19 protein-coding genes and 1 pseudogene are annotated in these 16,214 nt (G+C 59.9%); 6 read left to right on the forward strand and 14 right to left on the reverse strand.

Annotated features, from left to right (window positions below; translation table 11 throughout):
* Positions 1-63: 63 nt before the first annotated feature.
* Together NR126_RS22005 and NR126_RS22010 are read left to right on the forward strand one after the other, a co-directional pair.
* Positions 64-1,023, forward strand: coding sequence for an amino acid ABC transporter permease (locus NR126_RS22005; protein ID WP_027617396.1), 960 nt, complete (start codon positions 64-66; stop codon positions 1,021-1,023).
* Positions 1,016-1,750 (forward strand): amino acid ABC transporter ATP-binding protein, encoded by a 735-nt coding sequence (locus NR126_RS22010; protein WP_027617397.1) that lies wholly within the window; start codon positions 1,016-1,018, stop codon positions 1,748-1,750. Before NR126_RS22005 ends, NR126_RS22010 begins: the two co-directional genes overlap by 8 nt.
* 55 nt (positions 1,751-1,805) lie before the next feature.
* On the opposite strand, the gene NR126_RS22015 is transcribed toward NR126_RS22010, so the two are convergent.
* The gene (locus tag NR126_RS22015) at positions 1,806-4,136 is read right to left on the reverse strand and encodes a hypothetical protein (protein WP_256831417.1); all 2,331 of its coding nucleotides are present in this window, start codon (positions 4,134-4,136) and stop codon (positions 1,806-1,808) included.
* Between the two features lie 158 nt (positions 4,137-4,294).
* On the opposite strand from NR126_RS22015, the gene NR126_RS22020 reads away from it, so the two are divergent.
* Positions 4,295-4,765, forward strand: a complete 471-nt coding sequence (locus NR126_RS22020; protein WP_256831419.1) for an HIT family protein — start codon at positions 4,295-4,297, stop codon at positions 4,763-4,765.
* 33 nt (positions 4,766-4,798) lie between these two features.
* On the opposite strand, the gene NR126_RS29050 is transcribed toward NR126_RS22020, so the two are convergent.
* From NR126_RS29050 to ubiE, 11 genes and pseudogenes are all read right to left on the reverse strand, one after another.
* A complete protein-coding gene (locus NR126_RS29050) occupies positions 4,799-5,662 on the reverse strand; it encodes a methyl-accepting chemotaxis protein (RefSeq protein WP_372827123.1) in 864 nt (287 codons plus the stop codon).
* Positions 5,657-6,715 (reverse strand): annotated as a pseudogene (locus NR126_RS29055) (methyl-accepting chemotaxis protein); the annotation flags it as partial. The gene NR126_RS29050 and the pseudogene NR126_RS29055, both read right to left, overlap by 6 nt.
* Before the next feature lie 72 nt (positions 6,716-6,787).
* Positions 6,788-7,495, reverse strand: coding sequence for a 16S rRNA (uracil(1498)-N(3))-methyltransferase (locus NR126_RS22030; RefSeq protein WP_256831425.1), 708 nt, complete (start codon positions 7,493-7,495; stop codon positions 6,788-6,790).
* Complete coding sequence (tatC, locus tag NR126_RS22035; RefSeq protein WP_027617401.1) at positions 7,492-8,286, reverse strand: twin-arginine translocase subunit TatC; 795 nt, start codon at positions 8,284-8,286, stop codon at positions 7,492-7,494. The genes NR126_RS22030 and tatC overlap by 4 nt, the downstream gene beginning before the upstream one ends.
* Entirely contained in the window at positions 8,283-8,705 is a 423-nt protein-coding gene (gene tatB, locus NR126_RS22040) for a Sec-independent protein translocase protein TatB (RefSeq protein WP_027617402.1), read from the reverse strand. Before tatB ends, tatC begins: the two co-directional genes overlap by 4 nt.
* A 10-nt stretch (positions 8,706-8,715) precedes the next feature.
* The gene (locus NR126_RS22045) at positions 8,716-8,994 is read right to left on the reverse strand and encodes a twin-arginine translocase TatA/TatE family subunit (protein WP_027617403.1); all 279 of its coding nucleotides are present in this window, start codon (positions 8,992-8,994) and stop codon (positions 8,716-8,718) included.
* 25 nt (positions 8,995-9,019) lie between these two features.
* A complete protein-coding gene (locus NR126_RS22050; RefSeq protein ID WP_027617404.1) occupies positions 9,020-9,352 on the reverse strand; it encodes a phosphoribosyl-ATP diphosphatase in 333 nt (110 codons plus the stop codon).
* On the reverse strand, positions 9,345-9,746 hold the full coding sequence (gene hisI / locus NR126_RS22055) for a phosphoribosyl-AMP cyclohydrolase (RefSeq protein WP_027617405.1): 402 nt from the start codon (positions 9,744-9,746) through the stop codon (positions 9,345-9,347). The genes NR126_RS22050 and hisI overlap by 8 nt, the downstream gene beginning before the upstream one ends.
* 81 nt (positions 9,747-9,827) lie before the next feature.
* Positions 9,828-11,432: a ubiquinone biosynthesis regulatory protein kinase UbiB gene (ubiB, locus tag NR126_RS22060; protein WP_027617406.1), complete on the reverse strand. Its 1,605-nt coding sequence runs from the start codon at positions 11,430-11,432 to the stop codon at positions 9,828-9,830.
* Positions 11,429-12,052: an SCP2 domain-containing protein gene (locus tag NR126_RS22065; RefSeq protein ID WP_027617407.1), complete on the reverse strand. Its 624-nt coding sequence runs from the start codon at positions 12,050-12,052 to the stop codon at positions 11,429-11,431. Before NR126_RS22065 ends, ubiB begins: the two co-directional genes overlap by 4 nt.
* A complete protein-coding gene (ubiE, locus tag NR126_RS22070) occupies positions 12,052-12,822 on the reverse strand; it encodes a bifunctional demethylmenaquinone methyltransferase/2-methoxy-6-polyprenyl-1,4-benzoquinol methylase UbiE (protein WP_027617408.1) in 771 nt (256 codons plus the stop codon). Before ubiE ends, NR126_RS22065 begins: the two co-directional genes overlap by 1 nt.
* A gap of 165 nt (positions 12,823-12,987) precedes the next feature.
* On the opposite strand from ubiE, the gene NR126_RS22075 reads away from it, so the two are divergent.
* The 3 genes from NR126_RS22075 to NR126_RS22085 all read left to right on the forward strand — a co-directional run bounded on the left by NR126_RS22075 (position 12,988) and on the right by NR126_RS22085 (position 14,811).
* Positions 12,988-13,263, forward strand: a complete 276-nt coding sequence (locus NR126_RS22075) for a polyhydroxyalkanoic acid system family protein (RefSeq protein WP_027617409.1) — start codon at positions 12,988-12,990, stop codon at positions 13,261-13,263.
* Positions 13,264-13,523: 260 nt separating this feature from the next.
* Complete coding sequence (locus NR126_RS22080; protein WP_256831445.1) at positions 13,524-13,946, forward strand: phasin family protein; 423 nt, start codon at positions 13,524-13,526, stop codon at positions 13,944-13,946.
* 10 nt (positions 13,947-13,956) lie between these two features.
* Positions 13,957-14,811, forward strand: a complete 855-nt coding sequence (locus NR126_RS22085; protein WP_256831446.1) for a phasin family protein — start codon at positions 13,957-13,959, stop codon at positions 14,809-14,811.
* A gap of 132 nt (positions 14,812-14,943) precedes the next feature.
* Here the strand turns inward: NR126_RS22085 and NR126_RS22090 are convergent, their stop codons facing one another.
* The gene (locus NR126_RS22090; protein WP_027617412.1) at positions 14,944-15,564 is read right to left on the reverse strand and encodes a TetR/AcrR family transcriptional regulator; all 621 of its coding nucleotides are present in this window, start codon (positions 15,562-15,564) and stop codon (positions 14,944-14,946) included.
* Between the two features lie 75 nt (positions 15,565-15,639).
* The coding region (locus tag NR126_RS22095; protein ID WP_256831451.1) for an alpha/beta fold hydrolase at positions 15,640-16,214 on the reverse strand (575 nt) is incomplete at its 5' end.

The raw sequence follows: 16,214 nt of genomic DNA on the forward strand, positions 1-16,214 counted from the left end.
GTAGGAGCGAGCCTGCTCGCGATGACGGCTTTCCAGGCAACAAAAAATCCCCCGGAACCCGCAATGAAACATAAAAAAGCCCAATGGCCCTGGCACGTCCTGACCGTGCTGGTGCTGGTCGGCTTGGCTGGCGCTTTGTACTACGCCACCTCGCTGATGTCCTACGAATGGCGCTGGAACCGCGTCCCGCAGTACTTCGCCTACCACGCCGAGGAAACCCAGCGCGCCGCCGACATTTCCACCGTCAGCGAACTGGTGCGCAAGGGCGACAAGGCTGAAGTGACCCTGCGCAACGATGCCGGCACCGAGCAAGTGCTGGTCGTCGACGAGAACAGCCTGCAAGTGGCGCGTGGCGACGATGTGGCTGAAGGCGATGTGGTCGGTGTCACTCGGCATTGGGCTGCCGGACCGCTGCTGTGGGGCCTGTGGACGACCTTGTGGCTGTCGTTGGTCTCGGGTGTGCTCGGGCTGTTGATCGGCCTGGCAACCGGCCTGTGCCGGCTGTCGAACAACCCGACCCTGCGCGACCTGTCGATCGTCTACATCGAACTGGTACGCGGTACGCCGCTGCTGGTGCAGATATTCATTTTCTACTTCTTCATCGGCACGGTCCTGAACCTCTCTCGCGAGTTCGCCGGGATCGCCGCGCTGTCGCTGTTCACCGGCGCCTACGTGGCCGAAATCATTCGTTCCGGGGTGCAGTCGATTGCCCGTGGGCAAAACGAGGCCGCGCGCTCCCTGGGTCTGAATGCCAGCCAGTCGATGCGTCACGTGGTTCTGCCGCAAGCCTTCAAGCGCGTGCTGCCGCCGTTGGCCGGGCAGTTCATCAGCCTGGTCAAGGACACCTCGCTGGTGTCGGTGATCGCCATCACCGAGCTGCTCAAGAGCGGCCGGGAAGTCATCACCACCTCGTTCTCGCCGTTCGAAATTCTGTTCTGCGTGGCAGGGCTGTACCTGTTGATCAACCTGCCGCTGTCGAAAATCGCCAGCCGGCTTGAGCGGAGGCTCGCGCAAAGTGATTGAAGTCCGCGATCTGATAAAAGTCTTCGACACCCGTGGCCAGATCGTCCGCGCCGTGGACAACGTCACCACGCAAGTGGCTAAGGGCGAAGTGCTGGTGGTGATCGGCCCGTCGGGCTCGGGCAAGTCGACCTTCCTGCGCTGCCTCAATGGCCTGGAAGAGTTCGACTCGGGCTCGGTGAGCATCGACGGCCTGCAACTGGCCGACCCGAAAACCGACATCAATGCCTACCGCCGTGAAGTCGGCATGGTGTTCCAGCATTTCAACCTGTTCCCGCACATGACCGTGCTCGACAACCTGTGCCTGGCGCAGAAGGTCGTGCGCAAGCGCGGCAAGAAGGAGCGCGAGGCCAAGGCCATGGCGCTGCTGGAAAAGGTCGGCATCGCGCAGAAGGCCCATGAATTCCCTTCGCGCCTCTCCGGCGGCCAGCAACAGCGGGTGGCGATCGCCCGGGCGCTGGCGATGGAACCCAAGGTCATGCTGTTCGACGAACCGACCTCGGCCCTCGACCCGGAAATGGTCGGCGAAGTGCTGGACGTGATGAAGACCCTGGCCGTGGAAGGCATGACCATGGTCTGCGTCACCCACGAAATGGGCTTCGCCCGCGAAGTGGCAGACCGGGTGCTGTTCTTCGATCACGGCAAACTGCTGGAAGACGCCTCGCCGGCGGAATTCTTCGATGCACCGAAGGATCCGCGGGCGCAGGCGTTTTTGCGCCAGGTTTTGTAAACGAACCAGTCTCGGCTATCCCCGAGCAGGCGCTGGATTGCTCGGGGAGTTGATTTCAATGCGTGGTGAACTCGCCGATCAATGGTAACGACTCTCCTGCTTCGGTTTTGGCTGTGATGCTGACGTCGTATCGCGTTCTTGGCAGCAAGAAAGTTTGAAGCCTTGGCACGTTCACCCCGTAAATCCATGATGTTCCGCCAGGGCCGGTCAGGGTGACGTTATAGCCAGAGACAGGCTGGTTCGGCGCATCCCAGTCCAGAGTGGGCAATAGCGGTTGTGTATAATGAAAGTTTTTCGGAGGAGCAATATACCCAGGAATAGGCTCGATGATGAGTGATCGAGTTTCGGATTGTTCGTCAAAATTGTTGATTGCCCAGATTTCTACTGAAAATCTTTCATTGCCAGGTAATCCTTCAAATTCATAAGAGAGCGTTTCTCTTGGTAGGATTATAGGAGATCTTTCGTTTAGAGAGAGTGCATAGTTTTCGACGTTTGGAGTAAAGGAACCTGTCCAGGTAATAACGGTGCTGTCTGGTGTGCGTGACTGGACTTTTAGATTCCTGGGTGGAATTACGTATTCGCCAGCGTACGAAAAAGTTTTGGTGCTAAGCTCGCCTCTTTCATTTGTATAGGTAAAGAATGCGCGCGCTGTTATTGTTTTTTCTACGTTTAAGCGGCCTCGAAAAATTTGGAATGGTGGTATGCCATTGAAGTGAAAGCCAACGGTTGGAATTCCGCTGTTGTTGTATTCGTACACGAAACTCAATGATGGAGCGTCGATGATGTCCCATGTAATCATGCCTTCATAATATCCAGACGCGTCGGGGCTTTTAAGTATGTGCAGTTTTGGATTTTCAAACTTTGGGTTGATCGGCTTGTAAATCAGTTCTGTGTATTCAGAGAATAAACCATTGACGTCCTTTGCTCTCAGCTTGAATGTATGTAGTTGATTCGGGTTTAGCTGTGTAAATCCTGCTGTCAATTCTGATGTGATTATGGGTGCCTGGTTTTCACGGCTAACTTCGTAATGTTGTATCCCTGCTTGATCATACGAAGCGTTCCAATGGAGCTCTATCGCAGTAAATCCGTACTTCCAAACTGTGAACTCTGTTGGAACGCTGGGGGGTACTACATCCTGAATGAATGTGTAGGGCGTCGCGAATTCTGATTTTTTGCCGTTAACGTTAACGTTAACGTTAACTGCTCTGGCTCTCAGGGTGTAATTTCTCAGCGGCAGGTTTTTTTCTTGGTGAGGGATATTGCTGGTAGTGAACAGCAGATTATCGCCTTCATATATTTCGTATGTACGGATCCCAATACCATCGTCTGAACGATCCAAACTCACTTCCACCGTATTTTGCAGGTTATCTCCAGGGACCTTTCTGGCTTTCAGGTTTTGGGGAGTGGTCGGTGGCTGTACATCATGTGAGCGCAGTCGATTCAGTGCAATACACTGCTCCGTAACACTGGTGATGGTTTCTGCTCTTTCGATGAAGTCCACCATGACAACGTTGGCAGTTTTCCTGCCATTTCTGAATGTTTCAGTTCGTATCGGATGGTTGGCTCTCAAGTACATGGGGCCATTTTTGTTGCGAGCCGCTGCGCTCAATACCCAATATTGTTCACTGGGTGGTGAAAGCATTGCGTTGATGACGGCCTCTGTCACCGTCTGTTCGTTGTCGATGACGCTCCACGCATGTTTAATCGAGGACCATAGGTAAGGTTTTTGTACCCATTCCCGTTTCCAGTCTTTTGGTTCGCCATGATCGAAGCAAAGGATGATATTTCTTCCCGGATGGGCTGCGCGGATTGTACCTAAAGTCAGATTGGCAGCTGACGTTGGAATCAACATGTATTTTATGGGTGTTAGGTGCGCAAAGGCGCGCTCGAGACTTTCTGGCTGCCTATTTTTGAAGTGTCGAATGTCAAGGATTATGATTTCTCCAGGGTTGTTCTCTGCGAACTTTTTCGCCTCTGCTATGAGGTACTGCAAAGTCCGTCCGGCGCTGGTATTTGAAATCCAATATGAATCGTTTCCATGTGTAAACTCGAATGCCTCTACGAACACCCGCTGTGGTGCGAAATTGCCAACCATCTTCCAGTAACTTCTATCCTCAAGTCGCAAATCAAGATATCGGGCTCCGGCGGCGAACTGGAAGGGAAACGATTTGTTCTGGCAGGCGGCGAGCAGCGCTTCCACGCCCCATGTGCCCGCCATGTCCACGCCAGAATTATGCGCCCCAGGAATCGCCAACTGATGAAGGGTCAGCCCGGCGATTTCCGCCGCCATATCGGTCATCCAGCGGCTGTAGTTGGTATGAGGCTCAACGGGTTCGATTACGGGCAGTTGTGGCTGGGCAGAGTGATCAACTGGGTCATCGTTCATGATTGTGCTCCGAAAACCTGCTGGGAAGACAATCCTGAGCCCGTTCTGAATATTGCGTAACTATCAGAACTGTTAGTGTCGATGAAGGGTGAGTGAAATCGCTAAATCGACGGACGCCCGCAACGTTTATCAATGATCACCCGGAAGGTTTACAGCACATGGATTGTATTTTTTGCGCAATGCTCGCCGGCCAAGCGCCGATGCATCTGATTTGGCAGGATGAAGGCCACGTCGCCTTTCTCTCCATTCACCCCAATACACCGGGTTTTTCGGTGGTGGTGCCGAGGCAGCACCATGGCAGCTACGCGTTTGCCCAATCGGACGAAGTGCTGGCGGGGTTGGTGATTGCAGCGAAAAAGGTCGCCTTGTTGATCGACCGCGCGCTGCCGGGCGTTGGCCGCACCGGCCTGATGCTCGAAGGCTATGGCATCGATCATCTGCACGCGAAGCTCTTTCCTATGCACGGCACGGGCGACTCCAGTGCCTTCAAGCCGCTGGCGTCCAACGTCGACAAGTTCTTCGAGCGCTACGAGGGCTATATCTCGTCCCATGATTTCAAGGGCGAACTCAATCACGACCTGGCGGCGATGGCCCGGCATATTCGTCAGGTGGGTGGCTCGCCGGACTGAAGCGGGAGGCTGCTGGCAGCCTCCCGGTCTCGATCAAACCCGAAACTTGCCCACCAGCATTTGCAGGTGAGTGCCGAGCCGCGCCAGCTCGACGCTGGAGGACGCGGTTTCTTCGCTGGCGGCGGCCGTCTGTTCGGAGACGTCACGCACGTTGAGCACGCTGCGATTGATCTCTTCGGCCACCGCGCTTTGCTGTTCGGCAGCGGCGGCGATCTGCTGGTTCATTGCCTGGATCGCCGACACGGTGCGGGTGATGTTGTCCAGTGAACCACCGGCGCGGCGGGTCAGCTCGACGCTGCTGTCGGTCAGGGCGCGGCTGTTGTCCATGATGCTGGCGACCTGTTGGGTGCCGCTTTGCAGGCCGACGATCAGTTCTTCGATCTCTTCCGTGGATTTCTGGGTGCGCTGCGCCAGGCTGCGCACTTCGTCGGCGACCACGGCGAAACCACGGCCGGCTTCACCGGCACGCGCGGCCTCGATGGCGGCGTTAAGGGCCAGCAGGTTGGTTTGCTGGGCTACGGACTTAATCACGTCCAGCACGCTGCCGATCTTGTCGCTCTCGCGCTGCAGATGGCCCATGGCTTCGGTGGAGTGGCCGACTTCGGTGGCCAGGCGCTCGATCTGCGCGATGGCTTCGTTGACGACCTTGTCACCTTCGCGGGCCTGCTGGTCGGCGGCGACGGCGGCTTCGGACGCCTCTTCGGCGTTACGCGCGACTTCCTGCACGGTGGCGGCCATTTCGTTCATGGCGGTGGCTACCTGGTCGGTCTCGACTTTCTGGCTGTTGACCCCGGCGCTGGTCTGCTCGGTCACGGCGGACAGCTCTTCGGCAGCGCTGGCGATTTGCGTCACGCCGTCGCTGATGCCACCGATCAGCTCGCGCAGGCCGACGGTCATGCTCTGGATCGCACGTTGCAACTGACCCAGCTCGTCGCGACGCTGGGACACCAGGTCGTGGGTCAGGTCGCCTGCGGCGATGCGCTGCGAGACGGTCAGGGCCTGATTCAGCGGGATGATGATCTGGCGAGTGATGGCCCAGGCCGCGATCAGGCCAAAGACCAGCGCAAGGATGGTGGCCAGCAGCAGGGTGTTCTTGGCGTGTGCGGCATCGCTGTCGCGCACCTGGGTCTGGGATAGCGTCAGCTTTTTGCTCAGGTCCATCAGCCGTTCGCCTTGCTGGGCCATGTCCTTGAGCGCGGCCGCGCTGGCGACCTGAGCGTCGCGGAACTGACTGACCGCTGCACGGTAGCCGACCAGAGAATCGCTGGCCTGCTGCAGGTTAGTGGCGTGCCGATCAGGCAACTGCCCCGGCAGGCTTTTCAGGTAGCTGAGGGCATTGTCGATGGCGTCGAGGGCCGGTTGCTGGGCCTCGGCCTTGCCGCTGTAGGTATAGCCGCGCACCTGGAAACGCGCTTGCTGGAGCAGTTTGCTCAGCTCGACGACGCTGTTGAACTGGCTGACGTTGTCGCCTTGCAGCAACGTTTTTTCGATTTCAGCGACCCGCGCCACGGCGTTGTCGGCGGTGGCACCCAGCCTGGCGCGCGCGGCCTCGCGGCTGGCGGTGGCCTGGGTCAGGTCGGTGAAGGCGCTGCGGTAGGCGCTGACGGCGTCCAGTTGCTGCTTGAGCATGGCCAGGTCAGCAGGCTGTTCGATCATCGTCAGGGCGCTCTTGAGGCCCTGGTCGAGGGTGTTCAACACCTCGCTGACCGCCGCCGGGCCTTGCTCGCCATGCTGCATGTCGTAGTTCAGGCGAGCGATGCGCAGGTCCTTGGTCAGCTCGTTGAGGCTGGAGATGTAGCCCAGCTTGTCGCCCCGGCTGATGATGCTGCTCATGCCCGACCAGCCGTTGACGGTGATCAACAGGGTCAGCAACAGCACCAGTCCGAAGCCGATTCCCAGCTTGCGATTGACGCTCACATTGCCCAGATTCTCGGCTAACCATCGGTACATGCTGCGAACTCCCCATCGAATCAATTCTTGGGGAGGTTATCGGCAGGCGAGCGTGAATCTGTAGGCGCAGACTTAGAACAGGCGGGCCAACAAGGCGGTGACGGCGGTTTCAACCCGCAGGATGCGTTCGCCCAACTGCACCGGTTGCAGCCCGGCCTTGCCCAGCAGGTCGATCTCGTAGGGGATCCAGCCACCTTCAGGGCCGATGGCCAGGGTCACCGGCTCATTCAGTCCGCGTGGGCAGGGCGGGTGGTTGCCGGGGTGACCGACCAGGCCCAGGGTGCCTTCGACGATGGCCGGCAGGCGGTCTTCGACAAACGGCTTGAAGCGCTTTTCGATGGTTATGCTCGGCAAGGCGGTATCACGGGCTTGTTCCAGACCCAGGACCAGTTGTTCGCGGATCGCTTCGGGTTCGAGGAACGGGGTCTGCCAGAAGCTCTTTTCAACGCGGTAGCTGTTGACCAGCACCACATTGGCCACGCCCATGGTGGCCACGGTCTGAAACACCCGACGGAGCATCTTCGGGCGGGGCAGGGCGAGGACCAGGGTCAGCGGCAATTTGGCTGGCGGTGCCTGGTCGAGGCTGACCCGCAGCTCGGCTTCGCCGGACTCCAGGCGCAGCACTTCGGCGGCACCCATCAAGCCGCCGATGCGCCCGACCCGCAAGCTATCGCCGACCGCCACGCGATGCACTTCCTGCATGTGGGTCAGGCGCCGATCGCGCAGCACGACGCGGTCGGCTGAAATGAAGTCAGCCTCTTCGAGGAGCAGCAGATTCACGGCTGGGTCGCTGGCGGCTGGTCGTTGTGATCGTCTGCCGCCTGGTCGTCCGGATGGTCGCCGCGCTTGCTGATCAGGCTGCCAAACAGGATGCCGACTTCAAACAGCATCCACATCGGCACGGCCAGCAGGGTCTGGGAGAAGATATCCGGCGGCGTGAGGATCATCCCGACCACGAAACAGCCGATGATCACGTACGGACGGATTTTCTTCAGGTAGGCCACGTCGACCACGCCGATCCACACCAACAGGACCACAGCCACCGGGATTTCAAACGCCACGCCGAAGGCGAAGAACAGCGTCATGACGAAATCCAGGTAGCTGGTGATGTCGGTCATCATCTCCACGCCGGCCGGAGTGGCGGCGGCGAAGAATTTGAAGATCAGCGGGAACACCAGGAAATAGGCGAACGCCATGCCGGCGTAGAACAGCACAATGCTTGAGCACAGCAACGGCACGGCGATGCGCTTCTCGTGCTTGTACAGGCCGGGTGCGATGAAGCCCCAGATCTGATGCAGGATCACCGGGATCGCCAGGAACAGCGAGACCATCATGGTCAGCTTCAACGGCGTCAGGAACGGCGATGACACGTCGGTGGCGATCATCGTCGCGCCGGCGGGCAGGTAGGCTCGCAACGGGGTCGAGACGAAGGTGTAGATCTGCTGGGTGAAGGCGAACAGCCCGGCGAAGATCAGGAAGATCGCCGCGACGCAGCGCAGCAGTCGGGTGCGCAGCTCGGTGAGGTGCGAAACCAGCGGCATGTGCTGGTCATTCTCTGGAATATCGCTCATGGGGCTCGCGGCGGCAGAGTGGAGTCATGGGGGGCAGGCGCCGCAGCGGCCGCCTCGGGAGTAACGCTGGCTGGCGCAGGCGGGCTGGCCGGTGCCGGGGCTGGCTCGACCACCGGGGCCGCGGCCTGGGCGTTCTGCTCGGTCGAGGTGGCCGGCGGAGTCGGCTGTTGCTGGACCGGATTGAGGATGTTGCGCGCCTCTTGTTCCAGCGACAGGATGTGCTCGTTGTGCAGTTGCCGACGGATTTCGTCGGCACCGATTTCACGCTCAACTTCCTGTTTGATCGCATTGAAGCTGCGCTTCAGGCGCCCGACCCACAGGCCGGCGGTGCGCGCAGCGCCGGGCAGGCGCTCGGGACCCAGCACCAGCAGGGCAACGAGGCCGACCAGCAGCAATTCAGAGAAGCTGATACCGAACATTAGTCTGTGCTCACGAGTCTTTGCGGGTCGGCTCTTCGACTTTCTGCGCCTGCACGTCGATGGTGTGCGGCTCTTTCAGGGTCGAAGCCTGTGGCTGCACTGGCGGTACTGGCTGTGCAGTGGGTGGGACGCCCGGCTCGGCGGGTTTTTCATCGTCGTTCATGGCCTTGCGGAAGCCCTTGATCGACTCGCCGACGTCGGTGCCGAGGTTTTTCAGTTTCTTGGTGCCGAACACCAGAACGACCACCACGAGAATGACGATCCAGTGTTTCCAGTCAAAAATGCCCATGTTGCAACTCCTCTCTAATCGTTATTCAGTTGGACGGACGCGAGGCTTTCTCGACGTGCCCGGAAAGGCCGAAGCGACGGTCCAGTTCGTCCAGAACCGCCTGTGGATGCTGGCCCAGTTGGGCGAGCATGATCATGCTATGGAACCACAGGTCTGCGGTTTCGTAGATGACATCGCTGCAATCTCCGCTGGCGGCGGCATCCTTGGCGGCGATGATGGTCTCGACCGACTCTTCGCCGACCTTTTCCAGAATCTTGTTGAGGCCCTTGTGGTACAGGCTGGCGACGTAGGAACTGTCGGCGGCAGCGCCTTTACGGTCTTCGAGCACTTGGGCCAGGCGGTTCAGGGTGTCACTCATGGGTGTGTCCTGCGCTGTAGATGGCATGCGGGTCCTTGAGCACCGGATCGACGGTTTTCCAGTCGCCGTTTTCAAAGACGCGATAGAAGCAGCTCTGGCGACCGGTATGGCAGGCGATGTCGCCAATCTGCTCGACCATCAGGATGATCACGTCGGCGTCGCAGTCCAGACGCATCTCATGCAGGGTCTGGACGTGGCCGGACTCTTCGCCCTTGCGCCACAGTTTGCCACGCGAGCGCGACCAGTAGATGGCGCGGTTCTCGGCGGCGGTCAGTTGCAGTGCTTCGCGGTTCATCCAGGCCATCATCAACACGCGCCCGGTCTTGTAGTCCTGGGCAATCGCCGGCACCAGGCCGTCACTGTCCCATTTGATCTCGTCCAGCCAGTTTTTCATCTTCGACTCCGACAACCTGACCCGGCGTGTTCGCTGGGCCCAGGCGAATTGAAACAGTGTGCCAGCCGATGACGCGGCTGGCTATCGACGAACGACCAGATACAAGCCCACAGCCACCATTACGCCGCCTGGCCAGTGGCCCAGTTCGTTCAGTGGACCACCCGCCAGCAGGATTGCGCCACCGGCCAGATGGGCTGTACCGAGCAGGCGCAGGAACCAGTCGTCGCGGCGCCGGTGCCAGGGTGGCGGAGGATCGGACGCGTGGGGTTGGGACATGCGCTCCAGCAGATCGCGGGTCATGCTGGCCAGGTGCGGCAGTTGCTCCACCTGACTGTGCAGGTTGCCGAGCAGGGTTTTCGGGCTGACGCGCTCGCGCATCCAGCGTTCGAGGAATGGCTGGGCGGTGTTCCACAGGTCCAGGTCGGGGTACAGTTGACGACCCAGGCCTTCGATGTTGAGCAGGGTTTTCTGCAGCAGGACCAACTGCGGCTGCACTTCCATGTTGAAGCGGCGAGCGGTCTGGAACAGGCGCATCAGCACCTGGCCGAAGGAAATATCTTTTAACGGTTTTTCGAAGATCGGCTCGCACACGGTGCGAATCGCCGCCTCGAATTCGTTGAGCTTGGTTTCCGCCGGCACCCAGCCGGAGTCGATGTGCAACTGGGCCACACGGCGGTAGTCACGCTTGAAGAAAGCGAACAGGTTGCGTGCCAGGTAGTCCTGGTCTTCCGGGGTCAGGCTGCCGACGATGCCGCAGTCGATGGCAATGTACTGCGGACTCCACGGGTTGACGGTGCTGACGAAGATGTTGCCCGGGTGCATGTCTGCATGGAAGAAGCTGTCGCGGAACACCTGGGTAAAGAAGATTTCGACGCCGCGTTCGGCGAGCATTTTCATGTCGGTGCGTTGGTCGGCGAGGGTTGCCAGGTCGGTCACCTGGATTCCGTAGATGCGCTCCATCACCAGCACTTTGGGGCGGCACCAGTCCCAGTAGACCTGAGGCACGTAGAGCAGCGGCGAGCCATCGAAGTTGCGCTTGAGCTGGCTGGCGTTGGCGGCCTCACGGAGCAGGTCGAGTTCGTCGTAGATGGTCTTTTCGTAGTCCTGGACCACATCCACCGGGTGCAGCAGGCGCGCGTCGGCGGAAAGCTTTTCGGCGGCTCGGGCGAGGATGAACAACCATGCCAGGTCCTGCGCGATGATCGGCTTGAGGCCCGGGCGGATGACCTTGACCACCACTTCTTCGCCGGTTTTCAGTTGCGCGGCATGCACCTGCGCCACCGAGGCCGAAGCCAATGGCTCGACGTCGAAACGGCTGAACACTTCGCTGATCTTCTTGCCGAGTTGCTCTTCGATCAGCTTCACCGAAAGCTGCGAATCGAACGGCGGAACGCGGTCCTGCAGCAGCATCAACTCGTCGGCGATGTCCTCGGGCAGCAGGTCGCGGCGGGTGGACAGGATTTGCCCGAACTTGATGAAAATCGGTCCCAGGTCCTGCAATGCCAGGCGCAAGCGTGCGCCACGGCTGAGATCGAGGGGCTTGCGCGGGAACCAGCGCCACGGCAGTGCGTAGCGCAGGGCCAGCAGGAACCAGGGCAGGGGCAGGGCAAACAGCAGGTCATCGAGGCGGTAGCGGATCACGACGCGCTGGATGCGCAACAGACGGCGGACGGCGAGCAGCTTCATGCGTTATCGCTTGAGTCGAGGGATCGGGAAAGACGCTCCAGGCGCGCCTCAAGACGTTCCAGGTCGAGTTTGACCTGGTCCAGTTCACTGAATCGGGCTTCGGCTTCGCGCTGGCCCACCAGGGTGCGCGATTCTTCGGCGAGGTATTCGGCGAGGTTCTGGTTGAGACTGGCGAAACCTTGTTGATACCAGCGGGCGCGACTGCGCAGGTGACCGCCGATCAGGTGGCTGGCCACCGGGCCGAGCCAGCGCGAGAGTTCGTACTCCCAGTCCAGCTCCAGGTCCTGCAGCACGCCGGCCAATTCCAGCAACACGCCGCTGTCGCCATCGAGCTCGACTTCGGGGCGGTGCAGGATCGCCGTCTTGTCCTTGCTCAACGCCAGCGCCAGCAAACTGGAAGCGGGGGCGCGCAAGGTGCAGTCGGCTTCGGCTTCCCAATGCGCGGCCAGCAGCAGGCCTTCATCGCTAGGCAGGATGAACAGCTGCAGTGCCGGGCTGCGACACTCGACGGCAATCACCTTGCCGCTCAGGTGCGCCAGGCGCGGCAGCGCGGTGCTGTCGAGACGAAGAACCCGATTCAGGCCGAGTTCGACACTGGCGAGCAGGCCGGCGAGCAGCATCAGGGCTTGATGCCGCGGTGCAGGGCGACGATACCGGAGGTCATGTTGTGGTAGGTCACGCGGTCGAAACCGGCCTCGACCATCATCGACTTCAGGGTTTCCTGGTTCGGGTGCATGCGGATCGATTCGGCCAGGTAGCGATAGCTTTCCGGGTCGTTGAGGATCAGCTTGCCGACCATCGGCATAAAGGCAAACGAGTAGGCGTCATAGACCTTGGACATCAGCGCATTGGTTGGCTTGGAGAACTCCAGCACCAGCAAGCGGCCGCCGGGCTTGAGTACGCGCAGCATCGAGCGCAGGGCGTCTTCCTTGTGGGTCACGTTGCGCAGGCCGAAGGCGATGGTCACGCAATCGAAGTGGTTGTCCGGGAAGGGCAGCTTCTCGGCGTCGGCCTGGACGAACTCGATGTTGCCGGCCACGCCTTTGTCCAGCAGGCGATCACGACCGACCTTGAGCATGGACTCGTTGATGTCCGCCAGGACTACCTGGCCGGTAGGGCCAACCAGGTGCGAGAACTTGGCCGCCAGGTCACCGGTGCCGCCCGCGATGTCCAGCACGCGATTGCCTGCGCGCACACCCGACAGCTCGATGGTGAAACGCTTCCACAGACGGTGCATGCCGCCGGACAGCACGTCATTCATCAAGTCGTACTTGGCCGCTACCGAGTGGAATACTTCGGCGACTTTTTCCGCCTTCTGGCTTTCCGGAACGTTCTTGAAGCCAAAGTGCGTGGTGGGTTCGGCATCGCTGCCTTTGCGCTGATCAGTCATATCGCTGTCACCATAAGAGAATGCGCGCCATTCTAATCCCCAAGCCATGCTTTGTCTTGGAATGGCTAAAGGTAAGATGGGCGACCTTCGGGACGATTTGCCGCAGTGGCGGTCAGATTTACCGACAAGCATCCATCGCTGAATTTACAAAGAAGGAGTCATTCAATGGCCCGCATTAGTGTTGAACGTGCCCACAGCCTGGGTAAGGACGCGGCCCGCGAGAAGGCCGAGAAGCTGGCGAAGAAGCTCTCCGAGGAATACGGCCTGGAGCCGCAATGGGCCGGCGACACCCTCAATCTCAAGCGCTCCGGGGTCAAGGGTGCGGTGCATGTGGCCGAGGATTCGATTCGGGTCGATGTCGAGCTGGGCCTGATGATGTCGGCGATGAGCGGCGTGATCAAGGCGGAAATCGAGAAGGCGCTGGACAAGGCGTTGGTTTGAATCGGGCATCGATTGGCAGATATCCCCCCTTCCTCCTGTGGGAGCCGGCTTGAACTGGCGATGGCGTGCTCGAGGGCAGTGCATGGTTTGAGGGCCTCTTCGCGACGGTGCGACGATTCGACAGGCTCGCTCCCACAATTCAAACGGTGCACTCAGCAATCCCGGGTTAGGGTGCCGTTTCTAATTTTTCTCCCTACCGTGTGCCTGAGCCCGACTCTTTCGCGGGCAGTTCCTCAAACCTTCTGCGCGTGAGGTGCACCATGGCCAAAGTTATTCTGAAGAAAAAAACCGACGTTCAGCCTGCCCCGGTGAATGAAGTGAAATCCTATGCCCGCAAGATCTGGCTGGCTGGCCTGGGTGCCTACGCCAAGGTTGGCCAAGAGGGCAGCGAGTACGTTCAAGAGTTGATCAAGTCGGGTCAAGCTGTTGAAAAGAAAGGCAAAAAAGTTGTGGATGAACAACTTGAAGCCGCCAACACTCAGATCGATAACGTCAAGGGTGAAGTGGTCAGTCTCAGGGAGCGTGTTGAAGTGCAGTTCGACAAAGTCGAGCGGGCTTTCGACACCCGTGTCGCCAATGCCTTGAATCGTGTCGGCATTGCGTCTAAACATGACGTTGAGACACTCTCTGCTAAGCTCGATGGGCTGACGGCATTGCTCGAACGTGTCGCGCGTAAACATTAAGGAGAACGGGATGGCTGGTAAAAAAACCACTGATAAAGAAGGCAGCTCGTGGATCGGGAAAGTCGAAGACTACTCCCGCAAAATCTGGCTGGCTGGTTTAGGCGTGTACTCGAAGATCGACACTGACGGCAGCAAACTCTTCGATGCATTGGTTAAAGATGGCGAGAAAGCAGAGAAGCTCACCAAGAGCGCTGTGGGTAAAAAAGTCGACGCTGCCAAAGACTCTGCGTCGTCCGCCAAGTCGCGTATCTCCGGCGTGAAAGATCGTGCGCTGGGCAAATGGGATGAACTGGAAGGGGCTTTCGACAAGCGCCTGAACAGCGCCATTTCTCGTCTGGGCGTGCCAAGCCGCAATGAAGTCAAGGCACTGCACAGCAAGGTCGATACCCTGACCAAGCAGATCGAAAAACTCACCGGTGCCAAGGTTGCACCTGTTGCGGCGAAAACCGCAGCGGCCAAACCTGCTGTTGCCAAGCCAGCCGTCAAACCGGTTGCCGCCAAGGCCGCCGCCAAACCTGCAGCCAAAGCAGCGGCCAAGCCGGCTGCGAAAACGGCAGCGGCCAAACCCGCCGCCAAACCCGCCGCCAAGCCGGTCGCCGCCAAGGCCGCAGCAAAACCGGCAGCCAAGCCAGCCGCCAAGCCTGCGGCGAAAACCGCAGCGGCCAAGCCAGCAGCCAAACCGGCCGCAGCGAAAAAGCCGGCAGCCAAAAAGCCTGCTGCGCCGAAAGCGCCAGCCGTCGCTGCGAAGCCGGCCGCTGCTGCCGCGCCAGCGCCGGTCAGCTCGGCAAACTCCGCCGCCGCGCCAGCACCTGCTGCAACCCCGACTGCAACGCCCACTCCAGCGGCGCCAACCAGTCAGTCCTGATTACTGCGGGACACACAAAAACGCCCGGCCTGCGAAGGTCGGGCGTTTTTGTTTGGGCCTTTTGAGTTGAACCACAGACCACCGTAGGAGCTAGCCTGCTCGCGATGGGGCCTACGCCACACCGCACTGTGTTCAGGCGTGCGCTTCGAGATATTGCTGCGCCAGTTGCTCGGTCGCTATCTTGCCCGCCGGCTGCAGGTGGGGCGCCACCAGCATCATGATCTGATAGACCACCACCCGCACCTCGCCTTCACGATCGAGAATCCGCTGGTAGTCGAGGGAGAACAGCAGGGTCATGGTGATCTGCTCGACCAGTTGCCCGAGAGCACGGGTATCGCTCACCAGTCTTCCCTCAGCCTTGAGGCGCGCCAGCAATGAGGCCAGCGTACGCTTGAGGGCGTTGAGCAGGTTGCGGATGCCCTTGGCCAATTTCGGCAGGCGTCCGGCCAGGTTCGACAGGTCCTGGAACAGAAAGCGGTAATGCGCCAGGCGCTCGATGATCAGGTGCAGGAACAGCCAGTACTCGTCCGGACTCAAGCGTGCATCGGAGGGCGGATCCAGCAGCGGTGTCAGCTCACTTTGAAAGCGCTCGAACAAACCGAGAATCAACGGCTCCTTACCGTGAAAGTGGTAGTAGAGGTTGCCGGGGCTGATCCCCATTTCGTTGGCAACCTCCATGGTCGAGACATTCGGTTCGCCCTTCTGGTTGAACAACAACAGGGCGCATTCAAGAATCCGGTCGCGGGTTTTCATCCAGTCTTCTTAGTGGTCGATGCTTGAGGTCGGTGAATGCGACGGCCCGTGTCCCGGCCGCCGCGCAGTCTGTGGTCAACGCACCCGCACATAGGTGCCAGGTGCGGCTTCCTGAGGAGGGTATTTCTGGTTCCCCAGCGCCATAAGGGTTTCCCGTTGGGCGCCGGAGCGCGCCTGGATCCAGCCCAGCCACTCGGTCCACCAACTGCCCTCGGCCTGCTTGGCATCGTAGTACCAGGCCCGCGGGTCGCTGGTCATTTTTGCGCTCTCGACATAGTGGGCCTTGGGGTTGCCCGGTGGGTTGAGAATGCTCTGCACGTGACCGCTATTGGACAGCACGAAGCGCCGATCGCCGCCAAGCAGCAGGGTGGAGCGGTAGACCGCGTCCCACGGGGTGATGTGGTCATTCATGCCGGCCACGCTGAAACTGTCGACGTTGACTTTCTGCAAGTCGATCGGCGTACCGCACACCTCCAGGCCGCCTGGGTGGGTCAGCGGGTTGTGCTTGAAGAAGTCCAGCAGGTCGCCGTGCAGGGCTGCCGGCAGGCGTGTGTTGTCGTTGTTCCAGTAGAGGATGTCGAACGCCGGCGGCTCCTTGCCCAGCAGGTAGTTGTTGACCCAGTAGTTCCAGATCAGGTCGTTGGGGCGCA

The organism is Pseudomonas sp. Pse1, assembly GCF_024519635.1.
Classification (GTDB): Bacteria; Pseudomonadota; Gammaproteobacteria; order Pseudomonadales; family Pseudomonadaceae; genus Aquipseudomonas.